The organism is Pseudomonas sp. JS425, from assembly GCF_018223845.1.
In the GTDB taxonomy this organism is placed as follows: domain Bacteria; phylum Pseudomonadota; class Gammaproteobacteria; order Pseudomonadales; family Pseudomonadaceae; genus Aquipseudomonas; species Aquipseudomonas asiatica.
In genome coordinates, this window is sequence record NZ_CP073661.1 from 1,607,396 (window position 1) to 1,630,931 (window position 23,536).

Below are 23,536 nucleotides of genomic sequence, written 5' to 3' on the forward strand. Positions count from 1 at the left end.
CAGGTGCCGCTTCGTCAGCGCAGACGATGGTCGCAGTGGCAGGTGGTCGCAGGGTTCTCTTTAACCTGTGCCGGCCCTTTCGCGGGTGAACCCGCTCCCACAGCTACTGCACAGGCTTCGAAAGCGGCGCTGTCCTGTGGGAGCGGGTTCACCCGCGAAGAGGCCAGCAGAGCAGACATCATCCTTTGCGGGTACCCAGCCAATAAAACAACCCCGCCAGTATCACCGACAACACCAGCAGGTAGAAGATCGCCCCCGGCCACAGATGTACCAGGGCAAACCCCACCATCACCGGCCCCAGCGCCGCACCGAGGTTGGACAGGTTCTGCGCGCCGTAATACACCCCACGCAAGTGCTCCGGCGCGATCAGGTCGATGAACATGTACTCGGCCGGGATCACGATGATCTCGCCCAGGGTGAACACCAGCATCGCCAGGCACCACGCCAGCGCCGAACCGGCCAGGGCAAAGCCCAGCAGCCCGGCGATGAACAGGCCCATGCCGGCCAGCAGCCAGGGCATCAGGCGCTGGCGGCTGATGCGGCGGCCGATCAGGTACTGCAGGGCAATCACCGTCACCGCGTTGGTGGTCACCAGGTAACCGATCAGGCGCGCCGCCTCGGCCGGGCTGCTGGTTATCACCAGGTACTGCGACAGGTAGGCAGTGAACTGGCCGAATACTACCGCGCTCAGTACCCCGCCCAGGGTGAAGCATACCAGCCGTCGGTCACGGGCCAGACCCAGCGCCACCTGGCCAAAGCCGACCCCGGGCTTGTCCGGCGCACTGGCCTGCAGGTCGCGGTCCCCCAGGCGCCAGTAGGCCAGGCACATACCCAGGCCGAGCAGGGCGGAGGCAATGAACGGCATGTGGTCGTTCAGTTCCAGCATGGCCACGCCCAGCAGCGGGCCGGCGGCGTAGCCGACGTTGCTGAGGGTGTACTTGATGGCGAATACTTCGGCCCGTTCCTCCACCGGCAGCAAGGCGCAGAAGCCCGCCTTGGCAGCGATGTCGACCACTGCCAGGGCCAGGTTGATCAGTACCAGGCAGATAAAGAACAGCAGCGCCGAGTTGCTGGCGACCGCGCCGACGAAAGCCAGGGCAAACAGCAGGGTGCTGGCGCTGACCAGGGTGTGGTTGCGCAAGGTATCCACAAGGTGGCCGCCATACAGGCTCAGCAGCGAGGCGATGATCAGCGCACCACCGATCAGCAGGCCGATCTGGCTGATCGGCAGCTGGAAGTTGTCAGCCAGGTACACCACCAGGTAGGGCAGGGTAAGGGCACGGGCGACGGTGAGGGTGAAGGTGGTGCCGAGCAGCAGGCGCACACTGTGCGGGTAGCGTTTTATGGCGGCGAGCATTACACATCCTTGTTGTTCTGTTTTGCCGGGGGCCAGCATATGCCAACAGAGGCCTGCTGCGCAGGCCTTTCGCGGCCACACCCGCTATCACATGCCCTCAAGGCATGTGATATCCCTGTGGGAGCGGGCGTGCCCGCGAAAGGGCCGGTACAGCCCTCCAAAATCCTTGAGCGCTTGCCAGTCAGTGCATTTCCCATGCAGATTTGTGGCTTGTCGCGCCCTGCGCGCCTCCAATTGAAAAGCCCTCAGGACCAAGGACGATGAGTCACTCCTCGCAATTCACCTTGCTCGGCAAGCGGCGTTTCCTGCCGTTTTTCATCACCCAGTCGCTGGGTGCCTTCAACGACAACCTGTTCAAGCAGTCGGTGATCCTGGCGATCCTGTTCAAGCTCAGCCTGGGCGACGGCGACCGTTCCATCTGGGTCAACCTGTGCGCCCTGCTGTTCATCCTGCCGTTCTTCCTGTTCTCTGCGCTGGGCGGGCAGTTTGGCGAGAAGTTCGCCAAGGATGCGCTGATCCGGGCCATCAAGCTGGCCGAGATCGCGATCATGGCGGTAGGCGCGCTCGGTTTCATCACCAACCACCTGGCGCTGATGCTGGTGGCGCTGTTCGGCATGGGAACCCACTCGGCGCTGTTCGGCCCGGTGAAGTACTCGATCCTGCCGCAGGCCCTGCGCGAGGAAGAGCTGGTCGGCGGCAACGGGCTGGTGGAAACCGGTACCTTCCTGGCCATCCTCGCCGGCACCATCGGCGCTGGGGTGATGATGTCGGCCGACAGCTATGCCACCGTGGTGGCTGGTGGCGTGGTCGGCACTGCCGTGCTCGGTTACCTGGCCAGCCGCTGGATCCCGCGGGCCGCTGCCGCTTCACCGCAAATGCTGCTGGACTGGAACATCTTCAGGCAGTCGTGGGCGATCCTGCGCATGGGCCTGGGGCAGCCGCCGGCGGTGTCGCGCTCGATCGTCGGCAACTCGTGGTTCTGGTTCGTCGGTGCCATCTACCTCACGCAGATCCCGGCCTACGCCAAGGACTGGCTGCACGGTGACGGCACGGTGGTGACACTGGTGCTGACCCTGTTCTCGGTGGGGATTGCCTTGGGTTCGCTGCTGTGCGAGCGGCTCAGCGGGCGCAAGGTGGAAATCGGCCTGGTGCCGTTCGGCTCGTTCGGGCTGAGCCTGTTCGGCCTGCTTTGGTGGTGGCACTCCGGCGATGTGCCGGCTGCGGCGGCACCGCACGACTGGCTGGCGCTGTTGGGCATGGGCCAGGCCTGGTGGATCCTGCTGTCTATCGTCGGCCTTGGGGTGTTCGGCGGCTTCTATATCGTACCGCTGTATGCACTAATCCAGGCCCGCACCGCCGAAGACCAGCGCGCCCGGGTGATCGCGGCCAACAACATCCTCAATGCCCTGTTCATGGTGGTGTCGGCAGTGCTCACCATCATCCTGCTGGGCCTGGCCAAGCTGACCATCCCGCAACTGTTCCTGGTGGTGTCGCTGCTCAATATCGCGGTCAACGCCTATATCTTCAGGATCGTGCCCGAGTTCACCATGCGCTTCCTGATCTGGCTGCTCAGCCATTCGATGTACCGCGTGCAGCACCGCGACCTCGAGCGCATCCCCGACGAAGGCGCGGCGCTGCTGGTTTGCAACCACGTGTCGTTCGTCGATGCGCTGCTGCTGGGAGGGGCGATTCGCCGGCCGATACGCTTCGTCATGTACTATAAGATCTACAACCTGCCGGTACTCAACTTCGTGTTCCGCACCGCAGGCGCCATCCCGATTGCCGGGCGCAACGAAGACCTGGCCATCTACGAACGTGCTTTCGCGCGCATTGCCGAGTACCTGGCCGATGGCGAGTTGGTATGCATCTTCCCTGAAGGCAAGCTGACCGGGGATGGCGAAATCGACGTGTTCAAGGGCGGCGTCAACCGCATCCTCGAAGAAACCCCGGTGCCGGTCATTCCGTTGGCCTTGCAGGGGCTGTGGGGCAGCTTCTTCAGCCGTGACCCGGCCAAGGGCTTTTTCAAGCGCCTGTGGTCGCGGGTGACCATCGTGGCAGGCGCCGCCATCCCGGTGGAGGCGGCGCAGCCAGAAGCCTTGCGTGAGCAGGTCAGCCGCCTGCGCGGCAACCTGCGCTAGGGAAGGGCGTCAGCTGGCGCTGACTTTCAGGCCGACCAGGCCGGTAATGATCAGCGCCACGCTGACCAGGCGTACCAGGGCCATGGACTCGCCGAACAGGATGATGCCGGCGATCACCGTGCCGACGGCGCCGACGCCGGTCCAGATGGCATAGGCGGTGCCCAGCGGCAGCTCTTTCATGGCCAGGCCCAGCAGACCCAGGCTGATGGCCATGGCGGCGACGGTGAGGATGGTGGGCAGTGGCTTGCTGAAGCCGTCGGTGTATTTCAGGCCGACGGCCCAGCCGACCTCGAACAGGCCGGCGAAGAACAGGATGATCCAGGACATGGTGCGTCTCCATCGTTGTGAATGATGGGGCCGTCCCCGGAATGGTCACGCGGTGCGTCGTGAGGTCGTCCTCACAGTGGGTGCCATGGTGCACATATGCAGCGCTCTGGGCAAGCCTGCGCGGGCCTCTTCGCGGGTAAACCCGCTCCTACAGGGTTCTCCACAATTTTCAGACCTGTGCAGTACCTGTGGGAGCGGGTTTACCCGCGAAGGGGCCAGTGCAGGCAACATCAATGCCTGGCCGGCTCCCCACCTTCGGCTTCTGCCACAGGTTCCCCCATGCGCCGGAACCAGGTAGACAGCAGCGCCCCGGAAATATTGTGCCAAACGCTGAACAACGCACTCGGCACCGCAGCCAGCGGCGAAAAATGCGCCGCCGCCAGTGCCGCGCCCAGCCCGGAGTTCTGCATGCCCACCTCCAGCGCCAGCGACTTGCGCTGTGCCAGCGGCAGCTTGCACAGCTTGCCGGTCAGGTACCCCAGCAAGTAGCCGAAGCTGTTGTGCAATATCACCACCGCCATGATCAGCAGCCCTGACTCGGCGATCTTCGCCTGGCTGGCCGCCACCACCGCGCACACGATCATCACGATACTCACCACCGACACCAGCGGCAGTACCTGCACCGCCGCCTGCACCCGCGCGCCAAGCAGCCGCTGGGCCAGTACGCCGAGCACGATCGGCAGCATCACCAGCTGCAGGATCGACCAGAACATGTCCATGAAGGACACCGGCAGCCAGGCCGAGGCCAGGAACCAGATCAGCGCCGGGGTCAGCAGCGGGGCGAGCAGGGTGGTCACCGCAGCGATGGCCACCGCCAGCGCCAGGTCGCCACGGGACAGCCAGACCATCACGTTCGATGCCGTGCCGCTCGGGCAGCAGCCAACCAGGATCACGCCCACGGCGATTTCCGGCGGCAGGTGGAACAGCTGGCACAGCAGCCAGGCCATGCCCGGCATGATCACGAAGTGCGCGACCACCCCCAGCATCACCCGCCAGGGCTGGCGGGCGAGGGCGGCGAAGTCATCGAGCTTGAGGGTGAGGCCCATGCCGAACATCACCAGCCCCAGCAGCGGCACGATGGCCACCTTCAGGGCGATGAACCATTGCGGTTGCAGGAAGGCCAGTACGGCGAACACCAGCACCCACAGGGCGAAGGTATTGCCGACGAAGCGGCTGAGGGTGGCGAGGGCACGCATGGGGGGCAATTCCTTTTTGTTTTATCGCTTCAATAATTTCACTGGCCTCTTCGCGGGCAAGCCCGCGAAAGGGCCAGTACGGTCTGAGGATATCTCCCAGGCCAGCACCGGCATTTCAAAACCAGTCAGACCCCTTGCGGAATCTCTTCTCCACCCAGCGCCTCGAACAGCACCGGCAGGAATTCGGCAAAGGTCATCATCATCAGTTGGAAGCTGGCATCGAACTGTTGCGCAGCCTCATCGCCACCATCCTGTTCGGCCTGCTCCTGCAGCAGCTCTTCGAACTTCAGGCGCTTGATCACCATCTTGTCATCCAGAATGAACGACAGCTTGTCCTGCCAGGCCAGGGCCAGCTGGGTGACCACCTTGCCAGTGCTCAGGTGCAGCTGAATTTCCTCGCCGGTCAGGTCCTGGCGCTTGCAGCGCACGATGCCGCCGTCTTCGGCAGTGTCGCGCAGTTCGCACTCGTCCAGCACATAGAAGCCTTCGGCAGCTTCCTGCGACTTGACCCACTCGGTCATGGTGGCAACCGGTGCGATTTTCACGGTGGCCGGGCGCACCGGCAGCGAGCCCATCACTTCACGCAAGGTCGACAGCAGGTCTTCGGCACGCTTGGCGCTGGCCGAGTTGACCAGGATCACGCCCAGGCGCGGGGCGATGGCGGCGAAGATCATCGAGCGGCGGATGAACGCGCGCGGCAGGAAGGCCTGGATGATCTCGTCCTTGATCTGGTCGCGTTCCTTTTTATAGACCTTGCGCATCTGCTCGGTCTCGATCTCTTCGACCTTTTCCTTCACCGCGTCGTTGACCACGCTGCTGGGCAGGATGCGTTCTTCCTTGCGCGCGGCAATCAGCAGGTACTCGCCGCTGACATGCACCAGGGGAGCGTCTTCGCCCTTGCCGAATGGCGCGACGAAACCATAGGTGGTCAGCTCCTGGCTGGCGCAGGGGCGGGCCGGCTTGCTGGCCAGGGCCGCTTCCAGCGCTTCAGGCTCGAACGGGACTTCCTGGGTCAGACGGTAGGTCAGCAGGTTCTTGAACCACATGAGGGGCAATCTCTCCTTAATGCATAAGGCGGGCATTATTCTCCGAGCGGTGCTCTCAGGCCAACCCTGTCGGAGTGCCAGTAGCTGTAGCTGAATGTAAAGATGCACGTGGCAACGCTAGGTCTTTGAAAGGCCTGAGGTTTTTTTTGAAAAAAGTTAAAAAAGTGCTTGCCAGGGTACGGGGCCGTCCGTAGAATGCGCGCCACACCGAGACGAAGGGTGATTAGCTCAGCCGGGAGAGCATCTGCCTTACAAGCAGAGGGTCGGCGGTTCGATCCCGTCATCACCCACCACTCGATGTTTAGCGCAGCGGTAGTTCAGTCGGTTAGAATACCGGCCTGTCACGCCGGGGGTCGCGGGTTCGAGTCCCGTCCGCTGCGCCATATTTCACTTCCAGGGCCTACTGAACACCCGGAAGTAACAAGGAAAGCGACCTCAGGGTCGCTTTTTTTGTGCCTGCGATTTGGTGTTTTCGCGAATTTTGCAAAAAGTTCGATAAGTGCTTGCCAGAGCGCGAAGTCGCCCGTAGAATGCGCGCCACACCGAGAGACATGGGTGATTAGCTCAGCCGGGAGAGCATCTGCCTTACAAGCAGAGGGTCGGCGGTTCGATCCCGTCATCACCCACCACTCGATGTTTAGCGCAGCGGTAGTTCAGTCGGTTAGAATACCGGCCTGTCACGCCGGGGGTCGCGGGTTCGAGTCCCGTCCGCTGCGCCATATTCCACTTCCAGGGCCTACTGAACACCCGGAAGTAATAGAGAAAGCGACCTTAGGGTCGCTTTTTTTGTTTCTGCAAAAAACCATCAGGCACTGCCTGGCCCCTGTGGGAGCGGGTTTACCCGCGAAGGATGCGACACGGTGCATGGCATCGGCGTTGCCGGTGTTCGCGGGTGAACCCGCTCCCACAGAGGATCTGTAGCAATTTCAGCGGCGACGCTCTTCTTCCCGTAAGGTCAGCACCTCGACCCCATCCTCGGTCACCGCCACGGTATGCTCCCACTGCGCCGACAAGCTGTGGTCGCGGGTAATCACTGTCCAGCCGTCCTTCAGTGTGCGCGTCCCGCGTCCGCCCTGGTTGATCATCGGTTCGATGGTAAACACCATCCCCGGCTTCAACTTCAGGCCCATCCCGCGCTGGCCAATGTGCAGCACCTCGGGCCCTTCATGCATCTGTTGGCCAATGCCATGCCCGCAATACTCACGTACGACGCTGTAGCCCGCCGCTTCGGCATGGGTCTGGATGGCATGGCCAATATCACCCAGCGTAGCCCCGGGGCGTACCTGTTCGATGCCTTTCCATAGCGCGTCATAGGTGGTGTCGACCAGGCGCTGCGCCTCATCGCTGATCGGCCCGATGCTGTACATCTTTGACGAGTCGGCGATATAGCCGCCTTGTTCCAGAGTGATGTCGACGTTGATGATCGAGCCTTCCTTCAGCACTTCATCGACCTTGGGCATGCCATGGCACACCACATGGTCCACCGAGGTGTTGAGCGAATAGGGGAAACCATACTGGCCCTTGCTCGCCGGGCGGGCCTTGAGCGTGCCGACGATGAACGCCTCGGCGCGGTCGTTGATCTGCATGGTGGTCACGCCGGGGCGGATGAAGCTGTCGAGGTCGGCGAACACCTGGGCAAGCAGCTGGCCGGCGCGGCGCATCAGGTCGAGTTGGGCGGGGGTCTTGATAATCACCTGGGACATGGGGGGAGGGCAGTGGCTCATGCTGGAATGTGCCCCAGCATAGCGCCATGGGGTGCGGGGTTGCCATCGCATGGTGCACTCCTGTGCCGGCCCCTTCGCGGGTAAACCCGCTCCTACAGGTACATCACTGCCCTCAGGCCTTGCTATACCTCTGTGGGAGCGGGTTTACCCGCGAAGGGGCCGGCACAGCTGGCCCATTAATTGCTGATCTACCGCTACCCAGGGCTATCAACGTCGACAGCCCACAAAACTTCACGACAAAGGCGCCGTGTTGCCCCGCTTGCCCAGCAAGCAGGGGCAGCCGGCGCCTTTTTGCGTTCCCTACAGGAGCCCGCCCATGGCCAACAGCGAAGTACGCAGCGTCTGCCCCTACTGCGGCGTCGGTTGCGGCATCGTCATGAGCGTCGCCGATGGCAAGGTCGGCAAGATCAGCGGCGACAAGCAGCACCCCAGCAACTTCGGCCGCCTGTGCACCAAAGGTCTCACCGCACACCTGCCGCTGACTGCTGCCGGGCGCATGGAGGATGCCTATGTGCGCCAGCAGCGCAGCCAGCAGCCAGCGCGTACCGGCATCGACCAGGCCATCGCCGCAGCCGCCGGTCGCTTGCGCGGCATCATCGACCAGCACGGCCCCGACGCCGTGGCGCTTTACGTGTCCGGGCAGATGTCGCTGGAGGCCCAGTACCTGGCCAACAAGCTGGCCAAGGGCTTTATCCGCACCCGCCACATCGAGTCCAACTCGCGCCTGTGCATGGCCAGTGCCGGCAGCGGCTACAAGCTGTCGCTCGGTGCCGATGGCCCGCCCGGCAGCTACCAGGACTTCGAGCACGCCGACGTATTCCTGGTGATCGGCGCCAACATGGCCGACTGTCACCCGATCCTGTTCCTGCGCCTGCTCGACCGGGTCAAGGCGGGGGCCAAGCTGATCGTCGTCGACCCGCGGCGCAGTGCCACCGCCGACAAGGCCGACCTGTTCCTGCAGGTGCGCCCCGGCAGCGACATGGCCTTGCTCAACGGCCTGTTGCACCTGCTGCTGCGTAACGGCCACACCGACCCTGATTTCATCGCCCGCCATACCGAAGGCTGGGATGAACTGCCGGCCTTTCTCGATGACTACACCCCTGACCACGTGGCCGCCATCACCGGGTTGGCCGAGGCCGACATCATCAAGGCCGCCGAATGGATCGGCAGTGCCCGCAACTGGATGAGTTGCTGGACCATGGGCCTGAACCAGAGCATCCATGGTACCTGGCACACCAATGCGATCTGCAACCTGCACCTGGCCACGGGCGCGATCTGCCGCCCGGGCAGCGGCCCGTTCTCGTTGACCGGCCAACCCAATGCCATGGGCGGACGCGAGATGGGCTACATGGGCCCCGGCCTGCCAGGCCAGCGCTCGGCGCTGGTAGCGCAGGACCGTGCCTTCGTCGAGCAACAGTGGCAACTGGCCCCGGGCAGCCTGCGCAGCGAAGGCGGCGAGGGCACGGTGGCGCTGTTCGAGCAGATGAAAAGCGGCGTGGTAAAAGCCTGCTGGGTCATCTGCAGCAACCCGGTGGCCAGTGTCGCCAACCGCCAGCAGGTGATCGACGGCCTGCGCCAGGCTGAACTGGTGATTACCCAGGATGCCTTCCTCGACACCGAGACCAACCGCTACGCCGACATCCTGCTACCAGCTGCGCTGTGGGCCGAAGGCGAGGGCGTGATGATCAACAGCGAGCGCAACCTCACCCTCATGCCACGTGCCGTCGAACCGCCCGGGCAGAGCCTGCCGGACTGGCAGATCATCGCCCGGGTCGCCTGCGCCATGGGCTATGCCGACGCCTTCGACTACCCCGATGCCGAGGCGGTGTACGAGGAGATCCGCCGCTTTCACAACCCAACCACCGGCTACGACCTGCGGGGCATCGGCTATGCCGAACTGCGCGAGCAGCCGCACCAGTGGCCCTGCGCCCCGGGCAACAACAACCCGCGAAGCCCGCTGCGCTACCACAACGACGGCAGCAGCCAGACGCTGTTGCGCGATGCACAGGGCGAGCGCCCGGTGTTGGCCTTCCCGACCGCCAGCGGCAAGGCCCGCTTCTTCGCCCGGCCCTGGTTGCCGGCGGCGGAGTTGCCGGATGGCAATTACCCCATGGTGCTGAATACCGGCCGCGTGCAGCACCAGTGGCACACCCTGACCAAGACCGGCAAGGTACCGGCGCTGAACAAGCTGGAGCCCGGCCCCTTCGTGGAAATCCACTGCGACGATGCTGCCCGGCTGGGCATCGCCGAAAAGGACCTGGTGGCCATTCGCTCGCGCCGCGGGCAGGCCGTGCTACCCGCGCGAATCAGCGACCGGGTCATGCCTGGCAACTGCTTTGCCCCGTTTCACTGGAATGACCTGATCGGCGAGCAACTGGCGATCAACGCCGTGACCTGCGATGCGGTCGACCCGCTGTCGCTGCAGCCGGCGTTCAAGCATTGTGCCGTGACCCTGGAGCGGGTCGCCGGTGAGCGCATCGAAGCCCTTGATCTGAACACTGCCAATCCGGAGCCTGCCCGCATGCCGACCGCCACCCTGTCCCGTCTGCTTGGCCTGGACACCCTGCCAGCTCCGGTGCTGGCCGAGGAAGAGCGCCATTACCTGCAAGGCTTTCTGCTGGGCCTGGACCAGGCCCGCGCCGAGGGCGTGCCCTGTCTGCCGGCCAGTGCGCCGCTGGCCGCCAACCGCCGGTTGTTCGTCGATGGCTTGCTGGCCGGGCTGTTCGCCCAGCCGGCGGTGCTGCCCGATGCGGCGTTGATGGCACCACGGCACCAGGTGCTGTGGGCTTCGCAAACCGGCAACGGCGAGCTGTTGGCCGAACGCTGTGCCGAGCGCCTGCGCGGTGCCGGCCTCGACGTGCAGCTCAGCTGCATGGAAGCGGTCAGCCCGCGCCAGCTGCAGGGCGCCGCCAGCGTGGTGCTGATCGCCAGCACCTTTGGCGATGGTGACGCGCCCGACAGCGCAGCGGCATTCTGGCAAGCCTTGCAGGGCGAGGAGGGCGCCCACTGCGCCGAACTGCCTTTTGCCGTGCTGGCCCTGGGCGACTCCAGTTACGACCAGTTCTGCGGCTTTGGCCGCAAACTCGACCAACGCCTGGCCGAGCTGGGCGGGCGGCGCCTGCTGCAGCGGGTGGACTGCGAGCCGGACTTCGACGACGCCTTCGCCGCCTGGCTGGATGCGCTGCTGCCCACGCTAAGCAGCGCTGCTGCACCGCAACCGGTCACCGAGCCTGCGCCCGTGGCGGCCTATGGCAAGCAGCAACCCTGGGCTGCCACCTTGCTGGAAAACCGCCTGCTGAACGGCCCGGGTGCTACCAAGGAAACCCGTCAACTGGTGTTCGACCTCAGCGGCAGCGGCTTCACCTATGCCGCCGGTGATGCCCTGGGCGTGTGGCCGCGCAACTGTCCCGCCCTGGTCGATGAGCTGCTGGCGCTGATACAGCTCGATGGCCAGACCATGGTCGAGCTGAAAGGCCAGCCCGCCATGCCGCTGACCGAAGCCCTGCAAGCGCACCTGGAAATCGCCAAGGTCACCACGCAGCAGCTGCAGGCCTTCGCCGGCAATGCCCCGGACCTGCAGCGCCTGCTGCAGCCCGAGTGCAAGGCCGAGCTGCAGGACTGGTTGTGGGGGCGGCAACTGGTCGATGTGCTGCGCGCCTTCCCCCAGCAACTGCCGCTGGCCAGCTGGCTGGAGCTGCTCAAGCCGTTGCAGCCGCGCCTGTACTCGATCAGCTCCAGCCCGCTGGCGCACCCGCAGCAGGTGCACCTGACCGTTTCCACGGTGCGCTATGGCGCGCGCAAAGGGGTGTGTTCAAGCTTCCTTGCCGACCGTGCGCAGGCGCTGAAGGTAGCCATCTTCCCGCAAGTGTCGAAGCACTTTCGCCTGCCCGAGGACGACAGCGTGCCGGTGATCATGGTCGGTCCCGGCACCGGCATTGCGCCGTTCAGGGCCTTCCTCGAAGAACGAGAGGCACGTGGGGCGAAAGGGGCTAACTGGCTGTTCTTTGGCGAGCAGTATGCGGCCACCGATTTCTATTACCAGGAGCAGCTACAGGCTTGGCAGGCTGCAGGGCACTTGCGTCTGGACACGGCGTTTTCACGCGACCAGGCCGAGAAGGTCTATGTGCAGCAGCGCATGCTCGAACAGGGCGCGCAGTTGTGGCAGTGGCTGGAGGCGGGCGCGTACTTCTATATGTGTGGCGATGCGCAGCGCATGGCCAAGGATGTGGATGCGGCGTTGCGGGCGATCGTGGCCGAGCATGGCGGCATGGATGCCGCGGTGGCTGCGGCTTATGTCGAAGCGCTGGGCAGGGCCAAGCGGTATCGGCGGGATGTTTATTGATGTGCACCGGGATGGGGTGTTGTGCACTGCGAATGTGCATGACCTGTGCCGGCCTCTTCGCGGGTAAACCCGCTCCCACAGGTACTGCACCGGTCTGAAAATTGTGGAGATCCCTGTGGGAGCGGGTTTACCCGCGAAGAGGCCGGCACAGGCAACCCAGTTGGCACACTCCCTGCTTTACCCTAGTTACAACAAAGCCCACTGATCAACGGCGATCAACCCGGGCCCCCTACCGTGATGAATACAGGCAAAGGCGCCTGGAGCTTCGGCTCCAGGCGCTTTTTTTTTTGATCGAGGATCGGCTTATGAAGGCAACAGCGAGCAGCGGGCAACGAGAGCGACTGGTCATCGTCGGCAACGGCATGGTCGGCCACCATTGCGTCGAACAACTGGTCAGCCGCGGCGCCTTGCAGCGCTTCGAAGTGCATGTGTTCGGCGAAGAGCGCCAGCGTGCCTACGACCGCGTGCACCTGTCCGAGTACTTCGGCGGCAGCTGTGCCGAAACCCTGGCTCTGTGCGGGCAGGACTTCTACGGCGCCAACGGTGTGCACCTGCACCTCGGTGAAGCGGTGCTGGAAATCGACCGTGAGCACGCCGAAGTGGTTACTGCCGAGGGCCGTTACGGCTACGACCAATTGGTGCTGGCCACGGGTTCCTATCCCTTCGTGCCACCGATCGAAGGTTCCAGCGGCAATGCCCGCCTGGTCTACCGCACCCTTGACGACCTCGACGGCATCCGCGCTGCCGCAGCCAGTGCCCGACGTGGCGTGGTAGTGGGCGGTGGCTTGCTTGGCCTGGAAGCAGCCAACGCTCTCAAGTCGCTGGGCCTGGAAGCCCACGTGGTGGAATTCGCCCCACGGCTGATGCCGGTGCAGCTGGACGGCGAGGGCGGTGCCGCGCTCAAGGCACAGATCGAAGCGCTGGGTGTTGGCGTGCATCTGTCGCGGGCCACCCAGTCGATCAGTGCGGGTGAAGACTACCGCTACCGCATGAACTTCGATGGCGGCGAGCATCTGGAAACCGATCTGATCGTGTTCTCCGCAGGTATCCGCCCGCAGGATGCCCTGGGCCGTGCCTGTGGCCTGGACATCGCCGCGCGTGGTGGCGTGGTGATCGACAACCACTGCCGCAGCAGCGACCCACGCATCTTTGCCATCGGCGAGTGCGCCTCGTGGAACGGCAGCGTGTTCGGCCTGGTCGCCCCGGGCTACAGCATGGCGCGCAACCTGGCGGCATTGCTGATGGGTGAAGCCGCTGGCGAATTCACCGGTGCCGACATGTCGACCAAGCTCAAGTTGCTGGGCGTGGATGTCGGCTCTATCGGCGATGCCCATGGCGCCACCCCGGGCGCACGCAGCTACCGATTCATCGACGAAGCCAACAGCGCCTATCGCCGGCTGGTGGTGGATGCCAGCGGCAAGCACGTGCTCGGTGCGGTGCTGGTGGGCGACAACAGCTACTACGACACCCTTCTGCAATACGCCCAGAACGGCATCGCCCTGCCAGCCGACCCCGCGGCACTGATCCTGCCGCAAGGCGGCGGCGCACCGGCCCTGGGCGCCGATGCGCTGCCCGACAGCGCGACCATCTGCTCGTGCCACAACGTCAGCAAGGGCGCGGTCTGCGCCGCCATAGACAGCGGCTGCGGCGACCTTGCCGCAGTCAAGGGCTGCACCAAGGCCGCCACCGGTTGTGGTGGTTGCGCGGCACTGCTCAAGCAGGTGTTCGAGCACGAGCTGACCGCCCGCGGCGTGGCGGTGGACAAGAGCCTGTGCGAGCACTTCGCCTACACCCGTCAGGAGCTGTACGGGCTGGTGCGGGTAGAGGGTATCCGTACCTTCAACGAACTGCTCGAACGCCACGGCAAGGGCCACGTTGGCTGCGACATCTGCAAGCCGGCGGTGGGCAGTATTCTCGCCTCGTGCTGGAACCAGCCGATCATGGACCCGGCGCTGGTGCCGCTGCAGGACACCAACGACACCTTCATGGCCAACATGCAGAAGAACGGCACCTACTCGGTGGTGCCGCGCATCCCCGGTGGTGAAATCACCCCCGACAAGCTCATCGTGATCGGCCAGGTGGCGAAAAAGTACGACCTGTACACCAAGATCACCGGCGGCCAGCGCATCGACCTGTTCGGCGCCCAGTTGCACGAGCTGCCGCTGATCTGGGGCGAGCTGATCGAGGCCGGCTTCGAAACCGGCCACGCCTACGGCAAGTCGACCCGCACGGTAAAGTCGTGCGTCGGCAGCACCTGGTGCCGTTATGGCGTGCAGGATAGCGTCGGCATGGCCCTGCGCCTGGAAGACCGCTACAAAGGCCTGCGCAGCCCGCACAAGCTAAAGTTCGCGGTGTCCGGCTGCACTCGCGAATGCGCCGAGGCACAAAGCAAGGACATCGGCGTGATCGCCACCGACAAGGGCTGGAACCTTTACGTATGCGGCAACGGCGGCATGCGCCCGCGGCACGCCGAACTGTTCGCCACCGACCTCGACGACGAAACCCTGGTGCGCCTGATCGACCGCGTGCTGATGTTCTACATCCGCACCGCCGACAAACTGCAGCGCACCTCGGTGTGGCGCGAGAACCTGGAAGGTGGGCTGGACTACCTGAAGCAGGTGATCCTCGACGACAGCCTGGGCCTGGCCAGCGAGCTGGAGGCGCAGATGCAGCATGTGGTCGACCAGTATGAATGCGAATGGGCCAACGCCCTCAACGACCCCGAGAAGCTCAAGCGCTTCCGTACTTTCGTCAACGACCGCCGCGCCGACCCGGACGTGCACTTCGTGCGCGAACGCGAACAGCGCCGGCCTGCTGCGCCACTGCACCTGATCCCAACCGTCGAGGAGGCTGTCTGATGAACTTGTCCAATGCTGCTGTGAAAACCCACGAGAACTGGCAGGTGGTGTGCCAGGCCGATGACCTGGTGGCTGATTCCGGGGTGGTGGTCTGGCTCGACGGGGCCCAGGTGGCGCTGTTCTACCTGCCGGGGCAGGCGCAGCCGCTGTACGCGGTGGACAACCGTGACCCGCGATCCGGCGCCAACATCATCGGCCGCGGCCTGGTTGGCAGTGTGCAGGGCGAGCTGGTGGTGGCCGCGCCGTTGTACAAGCAGCACTTCAGCCTGGAGAGCGGGGAGTGCCTGGAGGATAGCGGGCAGCGCCTGCGGGTGTGGCCGGTGCGGTTGAACGGGGAGGCGGTGGAGTTGGCTGTGGCCTGATATTCATCTGCCGCCTGCACCGGCCTCTTCGCGGGCACGCCCGCTCCCACAGGTACTGCACAGGTCTGGAGAACTGCGGAGATCCCTGTGGGAGCGGGTTCACCCGCGAAAGGGCCGGTACAGGCTATCTGCATGCGGTAAGCTTGAGCCCATGAACCTCGACACCCGCATCAAGTACCGCCACCTGCTGTGCTTCCTGGAGATTGCCCGGCAGGGCAGCCTGGCCAGGGCTGCCGACATCCTGGCAATCAGCCAGCCAGCCATCTCCAAGACCCTCAAGGAACTCGAAGACCTGCTGGAAACGCGCCTGTTCGCGCGCAGCCGTCAGGGCGTCGAGCTGACCCCGGCCGGCACGCGTTTCATGCGCTACGCCGGGCCCAGCGTGCAGGCCCTGCGCGATGGCGTCAGCAGCCTGCGTGGCGAGGCGCGGGCGCCGTCGCAGGTGCGTATCGGTGTGCTGTCCACGGTCGAAGGCCTGCTCATGCCCGAAGTGCTGTGCCGCCTGCACCAGCGGCATGAGGCGCTGGTAATCAGTGTGGTCACCGGGGTCAGCGCGCAGCTGCTCGGCCAGTTGCGCCTCGGCGAACTGGAACTGGTGGTCGGGCGCATGACCGACAGCCCGCAGATCCAAGGCCTGTCGTTCGAGCACCTGTACAGCGAGTCGATGAGCCTGGTGGTGCGGCCAGGCCACCCGCTGCTGGCCTGCAAGCCAGTAGAGCGCGGGGAGGTTGGACATTACCCGCTGGTGCTGCCGCCAGCCGGCACCACCATCCGCCAGCATGCCGACAGCCTGTTCGTGCAATGTGGCATCCAGATGCCCGCCCAGCGCCTGGAAACCCTGTCGCTGGCGCTGAGCCGGCGCTACCTGCTGGGCAGTGATGCAGTGTGGGTTGCGCCGCGCGATGCGGTGTTGCTCGACCTGCGCCGGGGCGAGCTGGTCGAGCTCGACCTGGGTGTGCGCGAGCCGGGCGGCTCGGTCGGCATCTGTCGCAATGCTGCCTTGCCGCAGAGCCTGCCTGGGCAGTGGGTATGCGAGGTGTTGCGCGAGGTAGCGGGGCAGTACCGAGAGGGCAGCTACCCCTGAACGCAGGTATTTTTGGCCCTTTCGCCGGCAAGCCACACACAGGGATAGCAACTGCTTCCGGGCCTGTGGTGAACCTGTGGGAGATTCTATGGTTTTAGGGAAGTTTTTTAAGCGGCTTTTGACCGATACTCATCTCCGCTTTTCAGTAGGGCAAATACTACTCGCGCCAATTTGCGTGCGAGCATGACAAGCGATGCTGTCGTGCTAAAACCACGTGCCAGGCGCTCTTCGTAGTACGATTTCCATACTGCCGTGCGGCATGCCGACATGGCTGCGTTGTGAAGGAGGCGTCGAGCTTCGGGGTCTCCTCGCTTCGTGAGCTTGGATTGCCCTTTTTTCTGCCCCGACTGCGCAATCCTCAGATCCATACCCAAAAAGGCGATAAACGCATCACCCCCGCTGAAGTTGCCACGCTGAAACGTCGCAGTCAGGCGTGCAGCCGTTAGAAAACCAATCCCCTCGACCTTCATGCAGCGCTTTACCTGAGGCATCAGTCCGGCCTTTTCCAGCAGACCCTTGATCATCTTCTCCACCAGCAGCTCAAGCCGCTGCATCGCACGCAGATGTGTCTTGAAGGCGGCTCTAAGTAGCGGTTCATTAGCCCATCCCTGAGACAGGCTGGTTCGTGCCTGGACCAGTCCCGCACGTCGCCGAAACAGGCTCAGAAGTTGTCGATAGATAGCCGGTGGCGGCGCCCAAGGCGTAAGGTCCTGTCCTTCGTTCTTCAGATAGCGGGCCAACAGCTGGGCATCAATTGCATCTGTCTTAGCGCGTACGTTGACGCCTTTGCGGTAATGGCTCAGGGCGTAACCATCTACCACGTAGATCGTATGCCCAAACTCAAAGGCCAGATCCGTAAACAGAACGTGATAAATGTTGGTCGCCTCGATGGCCACGGACATCGCACCCGAGAAGCCTTTGAGCCATTTCTTAATAGCTGCTTTGGTATTGGGGATTGCTATGAGCTCTGCTGATTCATCGTCCCAGATGACCAGTTCCGCTTTGGCCACATCCACGCCAATCAGCCGCTTTGAATCAGCAACCACCATTGCCATGAGCAACTCTCCTCGATAGTGTTGAAGCACTTGAAGGGTCACCCAGAGGCGCTGGCTTGTGTCTTTCGTCGGTCTGAGCCCGGAAGCATTCTTTATCGGCGCTTGGGTGAAAAGGGAGGAGGGGCGAGATCTCCCACGGTCTGTACTGCGCTAACAGTCAGAAGCTGGCTTTGTCCCTCCTCCTCCCTTCAAGTCTAACCATACAAGCTGGCTTGCCGGCGATAGGGCCAGTGCAGGCTTTTCAGCATTCAGCTAAATAAATCCGCCGCAAAACCGGGCAAAGGCGCCGCAACCGATCAATACTGGCCAGTGGCTGCACATCCTTTGATGAATAAGCGTTTAACTACTGAACTTCCTTACCAAAACCCGCTCCTATGCCGGTAGCCATTGGTCATGGCCGCCTGCTAAGCTCGCGGCTTTACCCTGATTGCCCTTTTGGCGCATGAACAAGGAAATAGCATGAAACAGCATCGTTTGGCGGCTGCGGTTGCCCTGGTAGGCCTGGTACTGGCTGGCTGTGATCAACAGACCAGCAGCCCCGAGCTGAAGACTCCGGCACAGAAAGCCTCCTACGGTATCGGCCTGAACATGGGCAAGAGCCTGGCTCAGGAAGGCATGGAAGACCTTGATTCGAAAGCAGTAGCCCTCGGCATCGAAGACGCCGTTGGCAAGAAGGAACAGCGCATCAAGGACGAAGAGCTGGTAGAGGCCTTCACCGCGCTGCAGAAGCGTGCCGAAGAGCGCCTGGCCAAGGCCAGCGAAGAAGCCGCCTCCGCCGGCAAGAAGTTCCTCGAGGAAAACGCCAAGAAGCCAGGCGTGGTCACCACTGCCTCGGGCCTGCAGTACGAAGTGGTCAAAAAGGCCGACGGCCCGCAGCCCAAGGCGACTGATGTGGTCACCGTCCACTACGAAGGCAAGCTGATCGATGGCAAGGTGTTCGACAGCTCCGTCGAGCGCGGCAGCCCGATCGACCTGCCGGTCAGCGGCGTGATCCCGGGGTGGGTCGAAGGCCTGCAGCTGATGCACGTCGGCGAGAAGTACAAGCTGTTCATCCCGGCTGAACTGGCCTACGGTGCGCAGAGCCCAAGCCCGCTGATCCCGGCCAACTCGGTACTGGTATTCGACCTGGAACTGATCGCCATCAAGGATCCGGCCCAGCTGCAAGGCGCCGAGCCAGAAGCGGAAGCTCCTGCCGAGGCCCCGGCCGAAGCGCCTGCCAAGTAACACTGGCTGGCCCACGCAAAACGCCCCGTCCCGACGGGGCGTTTTCGTTTGTGCCGGGTAGTTGGACGAACCTGCAACTGCTGATACTGTCCGAGGAAATGCAGCGTGAAGCAGCAGGATGCTTCTGACGCAAATCGTTTGCGGCGTACGCACCCACGGTGTGAAACGACTGTGTAAAAAACGCCCGATCTGACCGAGGCCCTTGCCTGGCAGGCACCTGGGGTCAGAAACGTCGCCCTGTTCACAAGGTTATCCACAATAAATGTGGATAACCTTTTCCTCTGGAGGCTCCATGAGCGCACCCTGGAATTTTGCCCGTTTCCTGCCGTTGGCCGAGCGCCTGCTCAGCCGCGGCCGGTTGCCCGCCTTGCTGTTCGCGGTAGCTCGCAAAGGCCCGCGCATCGGCCAGCTGCGCGAAGACGTGAAGCTGCTGCAGTCGTTGTGCCTGGCCTGGTGGCGCGGCGAGTACCGTGCCATCAGCCCCAAGGCGCTGGTCACCATCGTCGCCGGGCTGCTGTATTTCGTCAGCCCCATCGACGCCATCCCCGACTGGCTGCTGGGCGTGGGTTTCCTCGACGACATCGCGGTCCTGGGCTGGGTACTGAAGACCGTGGCTGACGAACTGGCGCGCTTCAAGGCCTGGCGCGACAGCCAGGCGCCCGAACGGCTGCGCGTGGTCGAGCGCCTGCCGGCTACCCCCGAAGCGCTGCGGTTGGAACGCAACACGCAGTGAAACTGGCCGCAACCGCAGCGCAACTGCACAGACCCCAGAGTTGGTAATATAATTGGCATAAGGGTTATGCCTACGGATTACATGCTGTAATCCTTTTTAAAGGGGTTTGTAATGGGTATTCAGGTCATCAGCCGGGACGGTCAACCCGAGTACGCCGTCGTTCCCTGGGAACAGTACCAGGCACTGCTCAGGGCCGCTGGGCAGGCACCAGCCGAGGTGCTTGCCAGTGAAGTGCAGGGCGATGTGGCCAGTGCGCCATTGCCGGCCTTCAGCGAAGTGGCACAGATTCGCCAGGCCAAGGGCATTGCCCCTGAGCAACTGGCGCGCAATGTCGGGGTAAGCCCGGCATACCTGGCCATGATCGAATCAGGTGAACGCCAGCCGGATGCTGCTATCCGCCGTGCTCTGGCCTGGCATCTGGGGGTGGCTGGCTGGAGCGAACCATCATGAGCCAGGTCAGGATCAGCCGTCAGCACTGGGATAACCTGCTGGGCGAGCTTGACCTGGCCCGTCGTCAACGTCACTTGCTGACCTATCGAGCGCTGATCGAGCGTTTGCAGTTGCCCAGCCCGGCCATGCAGACGCTGACAGCCGCGCTGGAGTACCTGGCGGTGCTGGATGCCCGCGCAGAGCAGCCATTGCGCAGCTCGCTGGTGATCAGCCAGGGTGCCAGCCGTTTGCCGCGTACCGGGTTTTTTGAGTGCGTTGAACGGTTGGGCCGATTTTCCGGGCCGGTCGACGGCATGGAAGCGGCCTCATGGCATGCCTCCGAGGTGGTCAGGGTGTTCGAGTACAGCTATCCCGAAACGGCCTGATTCGTTGCCTGTCCCGGCCTCTTCGCGGGTAAACCCGCTCCCACAGGTTCACCACAGGTCTTGAGCCTTGTGTTGTACCTGTGGGAGCGGGTTTACCCGCGAAGAGGCCGGAACAGGCAAAGCATCTCTGTGGATCAGCCCACAAGCCCTGCCATCGGCATCTACCACCTCCAATACCTCCAGGTGCCGGTGCCGGCCAAACAACTCCAGCAACTGCCCAATCGTCGCGTTGAGCCGCACCGTCGGCTGTTCGGCCTGCGGAACGTTCATCAGCGCCGGTAGTGGCCGGCTTTCGCGCGCCCCCAGCTCCTGCGGCCGCCCCAGCAGGTAGCCCTGCACCAAGTCCACCCCCATCTCCACCAGCACCGCCAGCTCCTCCGCCATCTCGATGCCTTCGGCAATTACCTGCGCCTTCGACGCCCGGGCAATCTGCAATATCGAACCGACGAACTCACGCTTGAGCGGGTCGCGGTGGATGCCGTCGATGAAGTGGCGATCGATTTTCACATATTCGGGGCGCAGCTCCGACCACAGGCGCAGGCTCGAATAACCCGCTCCCAGATCGTCGATGGCAATCGAGAAGCCCATGTCCCGGTAGTGGTGCAGCGCATTGGACAGCAGCTGAAAGTCGTCGGTCGGGGTATGTTCGGTCAGCTCGATCACCACCCGGCTGGGTGGCAGGCCGACTTGTTCGAGCAGTTTCAGGGTCTGCCCGGAGGGGTAGTGCAGCTCCAGCAGCGATTCAGGCGAGATGTTGAGAAACAGCTTGCCCTGCAACTGCTGTTCGCTGAAACGCCGGCAGGCGCTTTCCCGGCAGGCAGCCTCCAGTTCGGTCAGGCGGCCGGCCTGGCGGGCGATGGTAAACAGGTTCAGCGGTGCGTGCAGCGGGCTGTTGGACGGCCCGCGGCTCAACGCCTCATGGCCGAAAACCCGTTGCTCGCTCAGGCACATGATCGGCTGGAACAGACTGTGGATGCTGCGTTGAGCCAGGATGGCACTCAAGGCACTGAGCTGTTCGGCGACGGTCATGGCGTATTCCTGAAAATGAAAGGGCCGGGCGATTCCGCGCCCGGCCCCTCTATTTCACGACAGCGCGATGACTGTTTGATGACAAGTAAAGCTAATTTGCCATCATTGCCACAGTCTTACTTCTTGGCCACCTTGGTGCTTGCACTCAGGTAGTCGATAAGGATGCGGCCGGTTTCCGACAGGTAGGCATCGTCTTCCGGCTTGGTGTTTTCATCCTCGGTCGGCAGCGCGTCCTCGTCCTCTTTCTTCAGCTCCTTCAGCGGCTCTTCACCCTTGGCCTTGCGGCGGATGTTCTCCAGTGCCAGCTGCTTGGCCTCGATTGCATCGTGGCGTGCACGACGGTCCTGCTCGTTGAGGCTGACGGTCTTTTCGTTCATCAGCTTCTGGGTCAGGGCCAGGCGGTCGCGGATGTAGGTGAACTCTGCATCCTTGTCGCTGCGCGCTTCATGCTGCGCCTTGAGTTGGGCCAGGAACGGCTTGAACGGGTCGGCCGCCGGCTTGACCACCGGGCGAATGGTGTCCCACGGCATGGCCTCGGGCAGGGCGCTCTCGCCGATCTCCTTGGTATCGATGATCGACGGGTAGTCGATGTCCGGCAGCACGCCCTGATGCTGGGTGCTCTGCCCGGAAACCCGGTAGAACTTGGCCAGGGTAAGCTTCAGCTCGCCATGGTTGAGTGGCTGGATGGTCTGCACGGTGCCTTTGCCGAAGGTCTGGCCGCCGATGATCAGCGCACGGTGGTAGTCCTGCATGGCACCGGCGAAGATCTCCGAAGCCGAGGCCGACAGGCGGTTGACCAGCAGTGCCAGTGGGCCCTTGTAGAAGGCACCGGGGTTTTCGTCTTCCAGCACGTCGACACGGCCGTCGCTGTTGCGCACCAGCACGGTCGGGCCTTTCTCGATGAACAGGCTGGTCAGCTCGGTGGCTTCCTGCAGCGAGCCGCCGCCGTTGTTGCGCAGGTCGATGACCACGCCGTCGACTTTTTCTTTCTGCAGCTCGGTCAGCAGCTTCTTCACGTCACGCGTGGTGCTCTTGTACTCCGGGTCACCGGCGCGATAGGCCTTGAAGTCGAGGTAGAAGGCCGGGATCTCGATGATGCCCAGCTTGTAGTCACGCCCGTCCTGCTTGAGCTTGAGCACCGACTTCTTCGCTGCCTGCTCCTCGAGCTTCACCGCCTCGCGGGTGATCGACACGATCTTGCTGGTCTGGTCGCTAGGCGCGTTACTGGCGGGGATGATCTCCAGGCGCACCACCGAGCCTTTCGGGCCGCGGATCAGCTTGACCACTTCGTCCAGGCGCCAGCCGACCACGTCGACCATCTCCTTGTTGCCCTGGGCCACACCGATGATCTTGTCGGCCGGTGCCACCTGCTTGGTCTTGGCCGCCGGGCCTGCCGGCACCAGACGCACGATCTTGACCTGGTCGTTGTCGCTTTGCAGTACTGCGCCGATGCCTTCCAGCGACAGGCTCATGTTGATGTCGAAGTTTTCTGCGTTGTCCGGCGACAGGTAGTTGGTGTGCGGGTCGTAGGACTGGGCGAAGGTGTTGATGTAGGCCTGGAAGATGTCCTCGGCACGGGTCTGGTCCAGGCGCGACAGTTGGTTCTTGTAGCGCTTGGTCAGGGTTTCCTGGATCTGCTTGGGTTCCTTGCCGGCGATCTTCTGGCGCAGCACTTCGTCCTTGACGCGTTTGCGCCACAAATCGTCGAGCTCGGCCTGGTCCTTCATCCACGGGGCGTCCTTGCGGTCGATCAGCAAGGTTTCCTTGGCGTTGAAGTCGATCTTGTCCACGCCCTTGTTCAGCTCGGCCAGGGCGAAGTCCAGACGTTGCTTGACGCGGTCCAGGTAGCGTTTGTAGATGGTGAAGCCCGGGTCCAGGTTACCGCTCTTGAGGAAATCGTCGAATTGCGTTTTCCATTTGTCGAATTCGGCGATGTCGGCAGCGGTGAAGTAGCTGCGCGCCGGGTCCAGCAGCTTGATGTAGCTGTCATAGATGATGACCGAACGGGCGTCGTCCAGCGGCGGCTTGCTGTAGTGGTGGCGCTTGAGCAATTCCACCACGTTGAGGCTGGCGACGATCTCGTCGCGGTCCGGCTGCAGGTTGTCCCATTTGTTGGCGGCCGCCGCATTGCCGCCGAGCGTGAGGCTGCCCAGGCCGATCATCAGCGCCAGGGCGGTGCTTGGGAGGAAATGCTTCATGCTGATTCGACGTGGAGACAATTGATCACGCATAGTAGGCCGTCTTTT

Annotated in this window: 17 protein-coding genes and 4 tRNA genes; 13 read left to right on the plus strand and 8 right to left on the minus strand. The window is 63.4% G+C overall.

The window, feature by feature from the left end; genetic code table 11:
- Positions 1-178: 178 nt before the first annotated feature.
- Positions 179-1,357: an MFS transporter gene (locus KDB76_RS07395; RefSeq protein WP_024086421.1), complete on the minus strand. Its 1,179-nt coding sequence runs from the start codon at positions 1,355-1,357 to the stop codon at positions 179-181.
- Between the two features lie 260 nt (positions 1,358-1,617).
- Between KDB76_RS07395 and KDB76_RS07400 the strand changes: the two genes are divergently transcribed.
- Entirely contained in the window at positions 1,618-3,495 is a 1,878-nt protein-coding gene (locus KDB76_RS07400) for an MFS transporter (RefSeq protein ID WP_038408902.1), read from the plus strand.
- 9 nt (positions 3,496-3,504) lie between these two features.
- On the opposite strand, the gene sugE is transcribed toward KDB76_RS07400, so the two are convergent.
- The 3 genes from sugE to rdgC form a co-directional block, all read right to left on the minus strand.
- Positions 3,505-3,822, minus strand: coding sequence for a quaternary ammonium compound efflux SMR transporter SugE (sugE, locus tag KDB76_RS07405; protein ID WP_013971399.1), 318 nt, complete (start codon positions 3,820-3,822; stop codon positions 3,505-3,507).
- A 230-nt stretch (positions 3,823-4,052) separates the two neighbouring features.
- On the minus strand, positions 4,053-5,018 hold the full coding sequence (locus KDB76_RS07410; RefSeq protein ID WP_024086422.1) for a bile acid:sodium symporter family protein: 966 nt from the start codon (positions 5,016-5,018) through the stop codon (positions 4,053-4,055).
- 125 nt (positions 5,019-5,143) lie between these two features.
- Positions 5,144-6,064, minus strand: a complete 921-nt coding sequence (gene rdgC, locus KDB76_RS07415; RefSeq protein WP_013971401.1) for a recombination-associated protein RdgC — start codon at positions 6,062-6,064, stop codon at positions 5,144-5,146.
- Positions 6,065-6,281: 217 nt separating this feature from the next.
- Between rdgC and KDB76_RS07420 the strand changes: the two genes are divergently transcribed.
- The 4 genes from KDB76_RS07420 (at position 6,282) to KDB76_RS07435 (ending at position 6,783) form a co-directional block, all read left to right on the plus strand.
- Positions 6,282-6,357, plus strand: a tRNA-Val gene (locus KDB76_RS07420).
- Positions 6,358-6,370: 13 nt separating this feature from the next.
- Positions 6,371-6,447, plus strand: a tRNA-Asp gene (locus tag KDB76_RS07425).
- Between the two features lie 170 nt (positions 6,448-6,617).
- A tRNA-Val gene (locus tag KDB76_RS07430) sits at positions 6,618-6,693 on the plus strand.
- Positions 6,694-6,706: 13 nt separating this feature from the next.
- Positions 6,707-6,783 (plus strand) — tRNA-Asp (locus tag KDB76_RS07435).
- A gap of 207 nt (positions 6,784-6,990) precedes the next feature.
- Here KDB76_RS07435 and map read toward each other — a convergent pair.
- Positions 6,991-7,839 carry a type I methionyl aminopeptidase gene (gene map, locus KDB76_RS07440; protein ID WP_080676024.1) on the minus strand — a complete coding sequence of 283 codons (849 nt, stop codon included), beginning with the start codon at positions 7,837-7,839 and terminating at the stop codon, positions 6,991-6,993.
- Positions 7,840-8,104: 265 nt separating this feature from the next.
- On the opposite strand from map, the gene KDB76_RS07445 reads away from it, so the two are divergent.
- The 4 genes from KDB76_RS07445 to pcaQ all read left to right on the plus strand — a co-directional run bounded on the left by KDB76_RS07445 (position 8,105) and on the right by pcaQ (position 16,434).
- Positions 8,105-12,130 carry a bifunctional nitrate reductase/sulfite reductase flavoprotein subunit alpha gene (locus KDB76_RS07445; protein WP_038408904.1) on the plus strand — a complete coding sequence of 1,342 codons (4,026 nt, stop codon included), beginning with the start codon at positions 8,105-8,107 and terminating at the stop codon, positions 12,128-12,130.
- A 305-nt stretch (positions 12,131-12,435) separates the two neighbouring features.
- On the plus strand, positions 12,436-14,988 hold the full coding sequence (nirB, locus tag KDB76_RS07450) for a nitrite reductase large subunit NirB (RefSeq protein ID WP_024086425.1): 2,553 nt from the start codon (positions 12,436-12,438) through the stop codon (positions 14,986-14,988).
- Positions 14,988-15,350 (plus strand): nitrite reductase small subunit NirD, encoded by a 363-nt coding sequence (nirD, locus tag KDB76_RS07455; RefSeq protein ID WP_013971405.1) that lies wholly within the window; start codon positions 14,988-14,990, stop codon positions 15,348-15,350. Before nirB ends, nirD begins: the two co-directional genes overlap by 1 nt.
- 151 nt (positions 15,351-15,501) lie before the next feature.
- A complete protein-coding gene (gene pcaQ / locus KDB76_RS07460; RefSeq protein WP_013971406.1) occupies positions 15,502-16,434 on the plus strand; it encodes a pca operon transcription factor PcaQ in 933 nt (310 codons plus the stop codon).
- Positions 16,435-16,541: 107 nt separating this feature from the next.
- Here the strand turns inward: pcaQ and KDB76_RS07465 are convergent, their stop codons facing one another.
- Entirely contained in the window at positions 16,542-17,489 is a 948-nt protein-coding gene (locus tag KDB76_RS07465; protein ID WP_041506185.1) for an IS110 family transposase, read from the minus strand.
- Between the two features lie 459 nt (positions 17,490-17,948).
- On the opposite strand from KDB76_RS07465, the gene KDB76_RS07470 reads away from it, so the two are divergent.
- The 4 genes from KDB76_RS07470 to KDB76_RS07485 all read left to right on the plus strand — a co-directional run bounded on the left by KDB76_RS07470 (position 17,949) and on the right by KDB76_RS07485 (position 20,261).
- On the plus strand, positions 17,949-18,713 hold the full coding sequence (locus KDB76_RS07470; RefSeq protein WP_003257347.1) for an FKBP-type peptidyl-prolyl cis-trans isomerase: 765 nt from the start codon (positions 17,949-17,951) through the stop codon (positions 18,711-18,713).
- A gap of 292 nt (positions 18,714-19,005) precedes the next feature.
- A complete protein-coding gene (locus tag KDB76_RS07475) occupies positions 19,006-19,446 on the plus strand; it encodes a YkvA family protein (RefSeq protein WP_015269270.1) in 441 nt (146 codons plus the stop codon).
- A 111-nt stretch (positions 19,447-19,557) separates the two neighbouring features.
- On the plus strand, positions 19,558-19,896 hold the full coding sequence (locus KDB76_RS07480; RefSeq protein WP_023661508.1) for a helix-turn-helix transcriptional regulator: 339 nt from the start codon (positions 19,558-19,560) through the stop codon (positions 19,894-19,896).
- Positions 19,893-20,261, plus strand: a complete 369-nt coding sequence (locus KDB76_RS07485; protein ID WP_013971408.1) for a hypothetical protein — start codon at positions 19,893-19,895, stop codon at positions 20,259-20,261. Before KDB76_RS07480 ends, KDB76_RS07485 begins: the two co-directional genes overlap by 4 nt.
- 48 nt (positions 20,262-20,309) lie before the next feature.
- Here KDB76_RS07485 and KDB76_RS07490 read toward each other — a convergent pair whose 3' ends face one another.
- Positions 20,310-21,290, minus strand: a complete 981-nt coding sequence (locus KDB76_RS07490; protein ID WP_038408906.1) for an EAL domain-containing protein — start codon at positions 21,288-21,290, stop codon at positions 20,310-20,312.
- A 116-nt stretch (positions 21,291-21,406) separates the two neighbouring features.
- Positions 21,407-23,488 carry a carboxy terminal-processing peptidase gene (locus KDB76_RS07495; protein ID WP_031324292.1) on the minus strand — a complete coding sequence of 694 codons (2,082 nt, stop codon included), beginning with the start codon at positions 23,486-23,488 and terminating at the stop codon, positions 21,407-21,409.
- Positions 23,489-23,536 lie beyond the last annotated feature (48 nt).

Excerpts from the sequence above, each read along its gene's own strand:
- KDB76_RS07465 (WP_041506185.1), bottom strand. The coding sequence starts at position 17,489 with ATGGCAATGGTGGTTGCTGATTCAAAGCGGCTGATTGGCGTGGATGTG.
- nirD (WP_013971405.1), top strand. The coding sequence starts at position 14,988 with ATGAACTTGTCCAATGCTGCTGTGAAAACCCACGAGAACTGGCAGGTG.
- KDB76_RS07480 (WP_023661508.1), top strand. The coding sequence starts at position 19,558 with ATGGGTATTCAGGTCATCAGCCGGGACGGTCAACCCGAGTACGCCGTC.
- nirB (WP_024086425.1), top strand. The coding sequence starts at position 12,436 with ATGAAGGCAACAGCGAGCAGCGGGCAACGAGAGCGACTGGTCATCGTC.
- pcaQ (WP_013971406.1), top strand. The coding sequence starts at position 15,502 with ATGAACCTCGACACCCGCATCAAGTACCGCCACCTGCTGTGCTTCCTG.
- KDB76_RS07445 (WP_038408904.1), top strand. The coding sequence starts at position 8,105 with ATGGCCAACAGCGAAGTACGCAGCGTCTGCCCCTACTGCGGCGTCGGT.
- sugE (WP_013971399.1), bottom strand. The coding sequence starts at position 3,822 with ATGTCCTGGATCATCCTGTTCTTCGCCGGCCTGTTCGAGGTCGGCTGG.
- KDB76_RS07400 (WP_038408902.1), top strand. The coding sequence starts at position 1,618 with ATGAGTCACTCCTCGCAATTCACCTTGCTCGGCAAGCGGCGTTTCCTG.
- KDB76_RS07490 (WP_038408906.1), bottom strand. The coding sequence starts at position 21,290 with ATGACCGTCGCCGAACAGCTCAGTGCCTTGAGTGCCATCCTGGCTCAA.
- KDB76_RS07495 (WP_031324292.1), bottom strand. The coding sequence starts at position 23,488 with ATGAAGCATTTCCTCCCAAGCACCGCCCTGGCGCTGATGATCGGCCTG.
- KDB76_RS07395 (WP_024086421.1), bottom strand. The coding sequence starts at position 1,357 with ATGCTCGCCGCCATAAAACGCTACCCGCACAGTGTGCGCCTGCTGCTC.
- KDB76_RS07410 (WP_024086422.1), bottom strand. The coding sequence starts at position 5,018 with ATGCGTGCCCTCGCCACCCTCAGCCGCTTCGTCGGCAATACCTTCGCC.
- KDB76_RS07470 (WP_003257347.1), top strand. The coding sequence starts at position 17,949 with ATGAAACAGCATCGTTTGGCGGCTGCGGTTGCCCTGGTAGGCCTGGTA.
- rdgC (WP_013971401.1), bottom strand. The coding sequence starts at position 6,064 with ATGTGGTTCAAGAACCTGCTGACCTACCGTCTGACCCAGGAAGTCCCG.
- map (WP_080676024.1), bottom strand. The coding sequence starts at position 7,839 with ATGCGATGGCAACCCCGCACCCCATGGCGCTATGCTGGGGCACATTCC.
- KDB76_RS07475 (WP_015269270.1), top strand. The coding sequence starts at position 19,006 with ATGAGCGCACCCTGGAATTTTGCCCGTTTCCTGCCGTTGGCCGAGCGC.
- KDB76_RS07485 (WP_013971408.1), top strand. The coding sequence starts at position 19,893 with ATGAGCCAGGTCAGGATCAGCCGTCAGCACTGGGATAACCTGCTGGGC.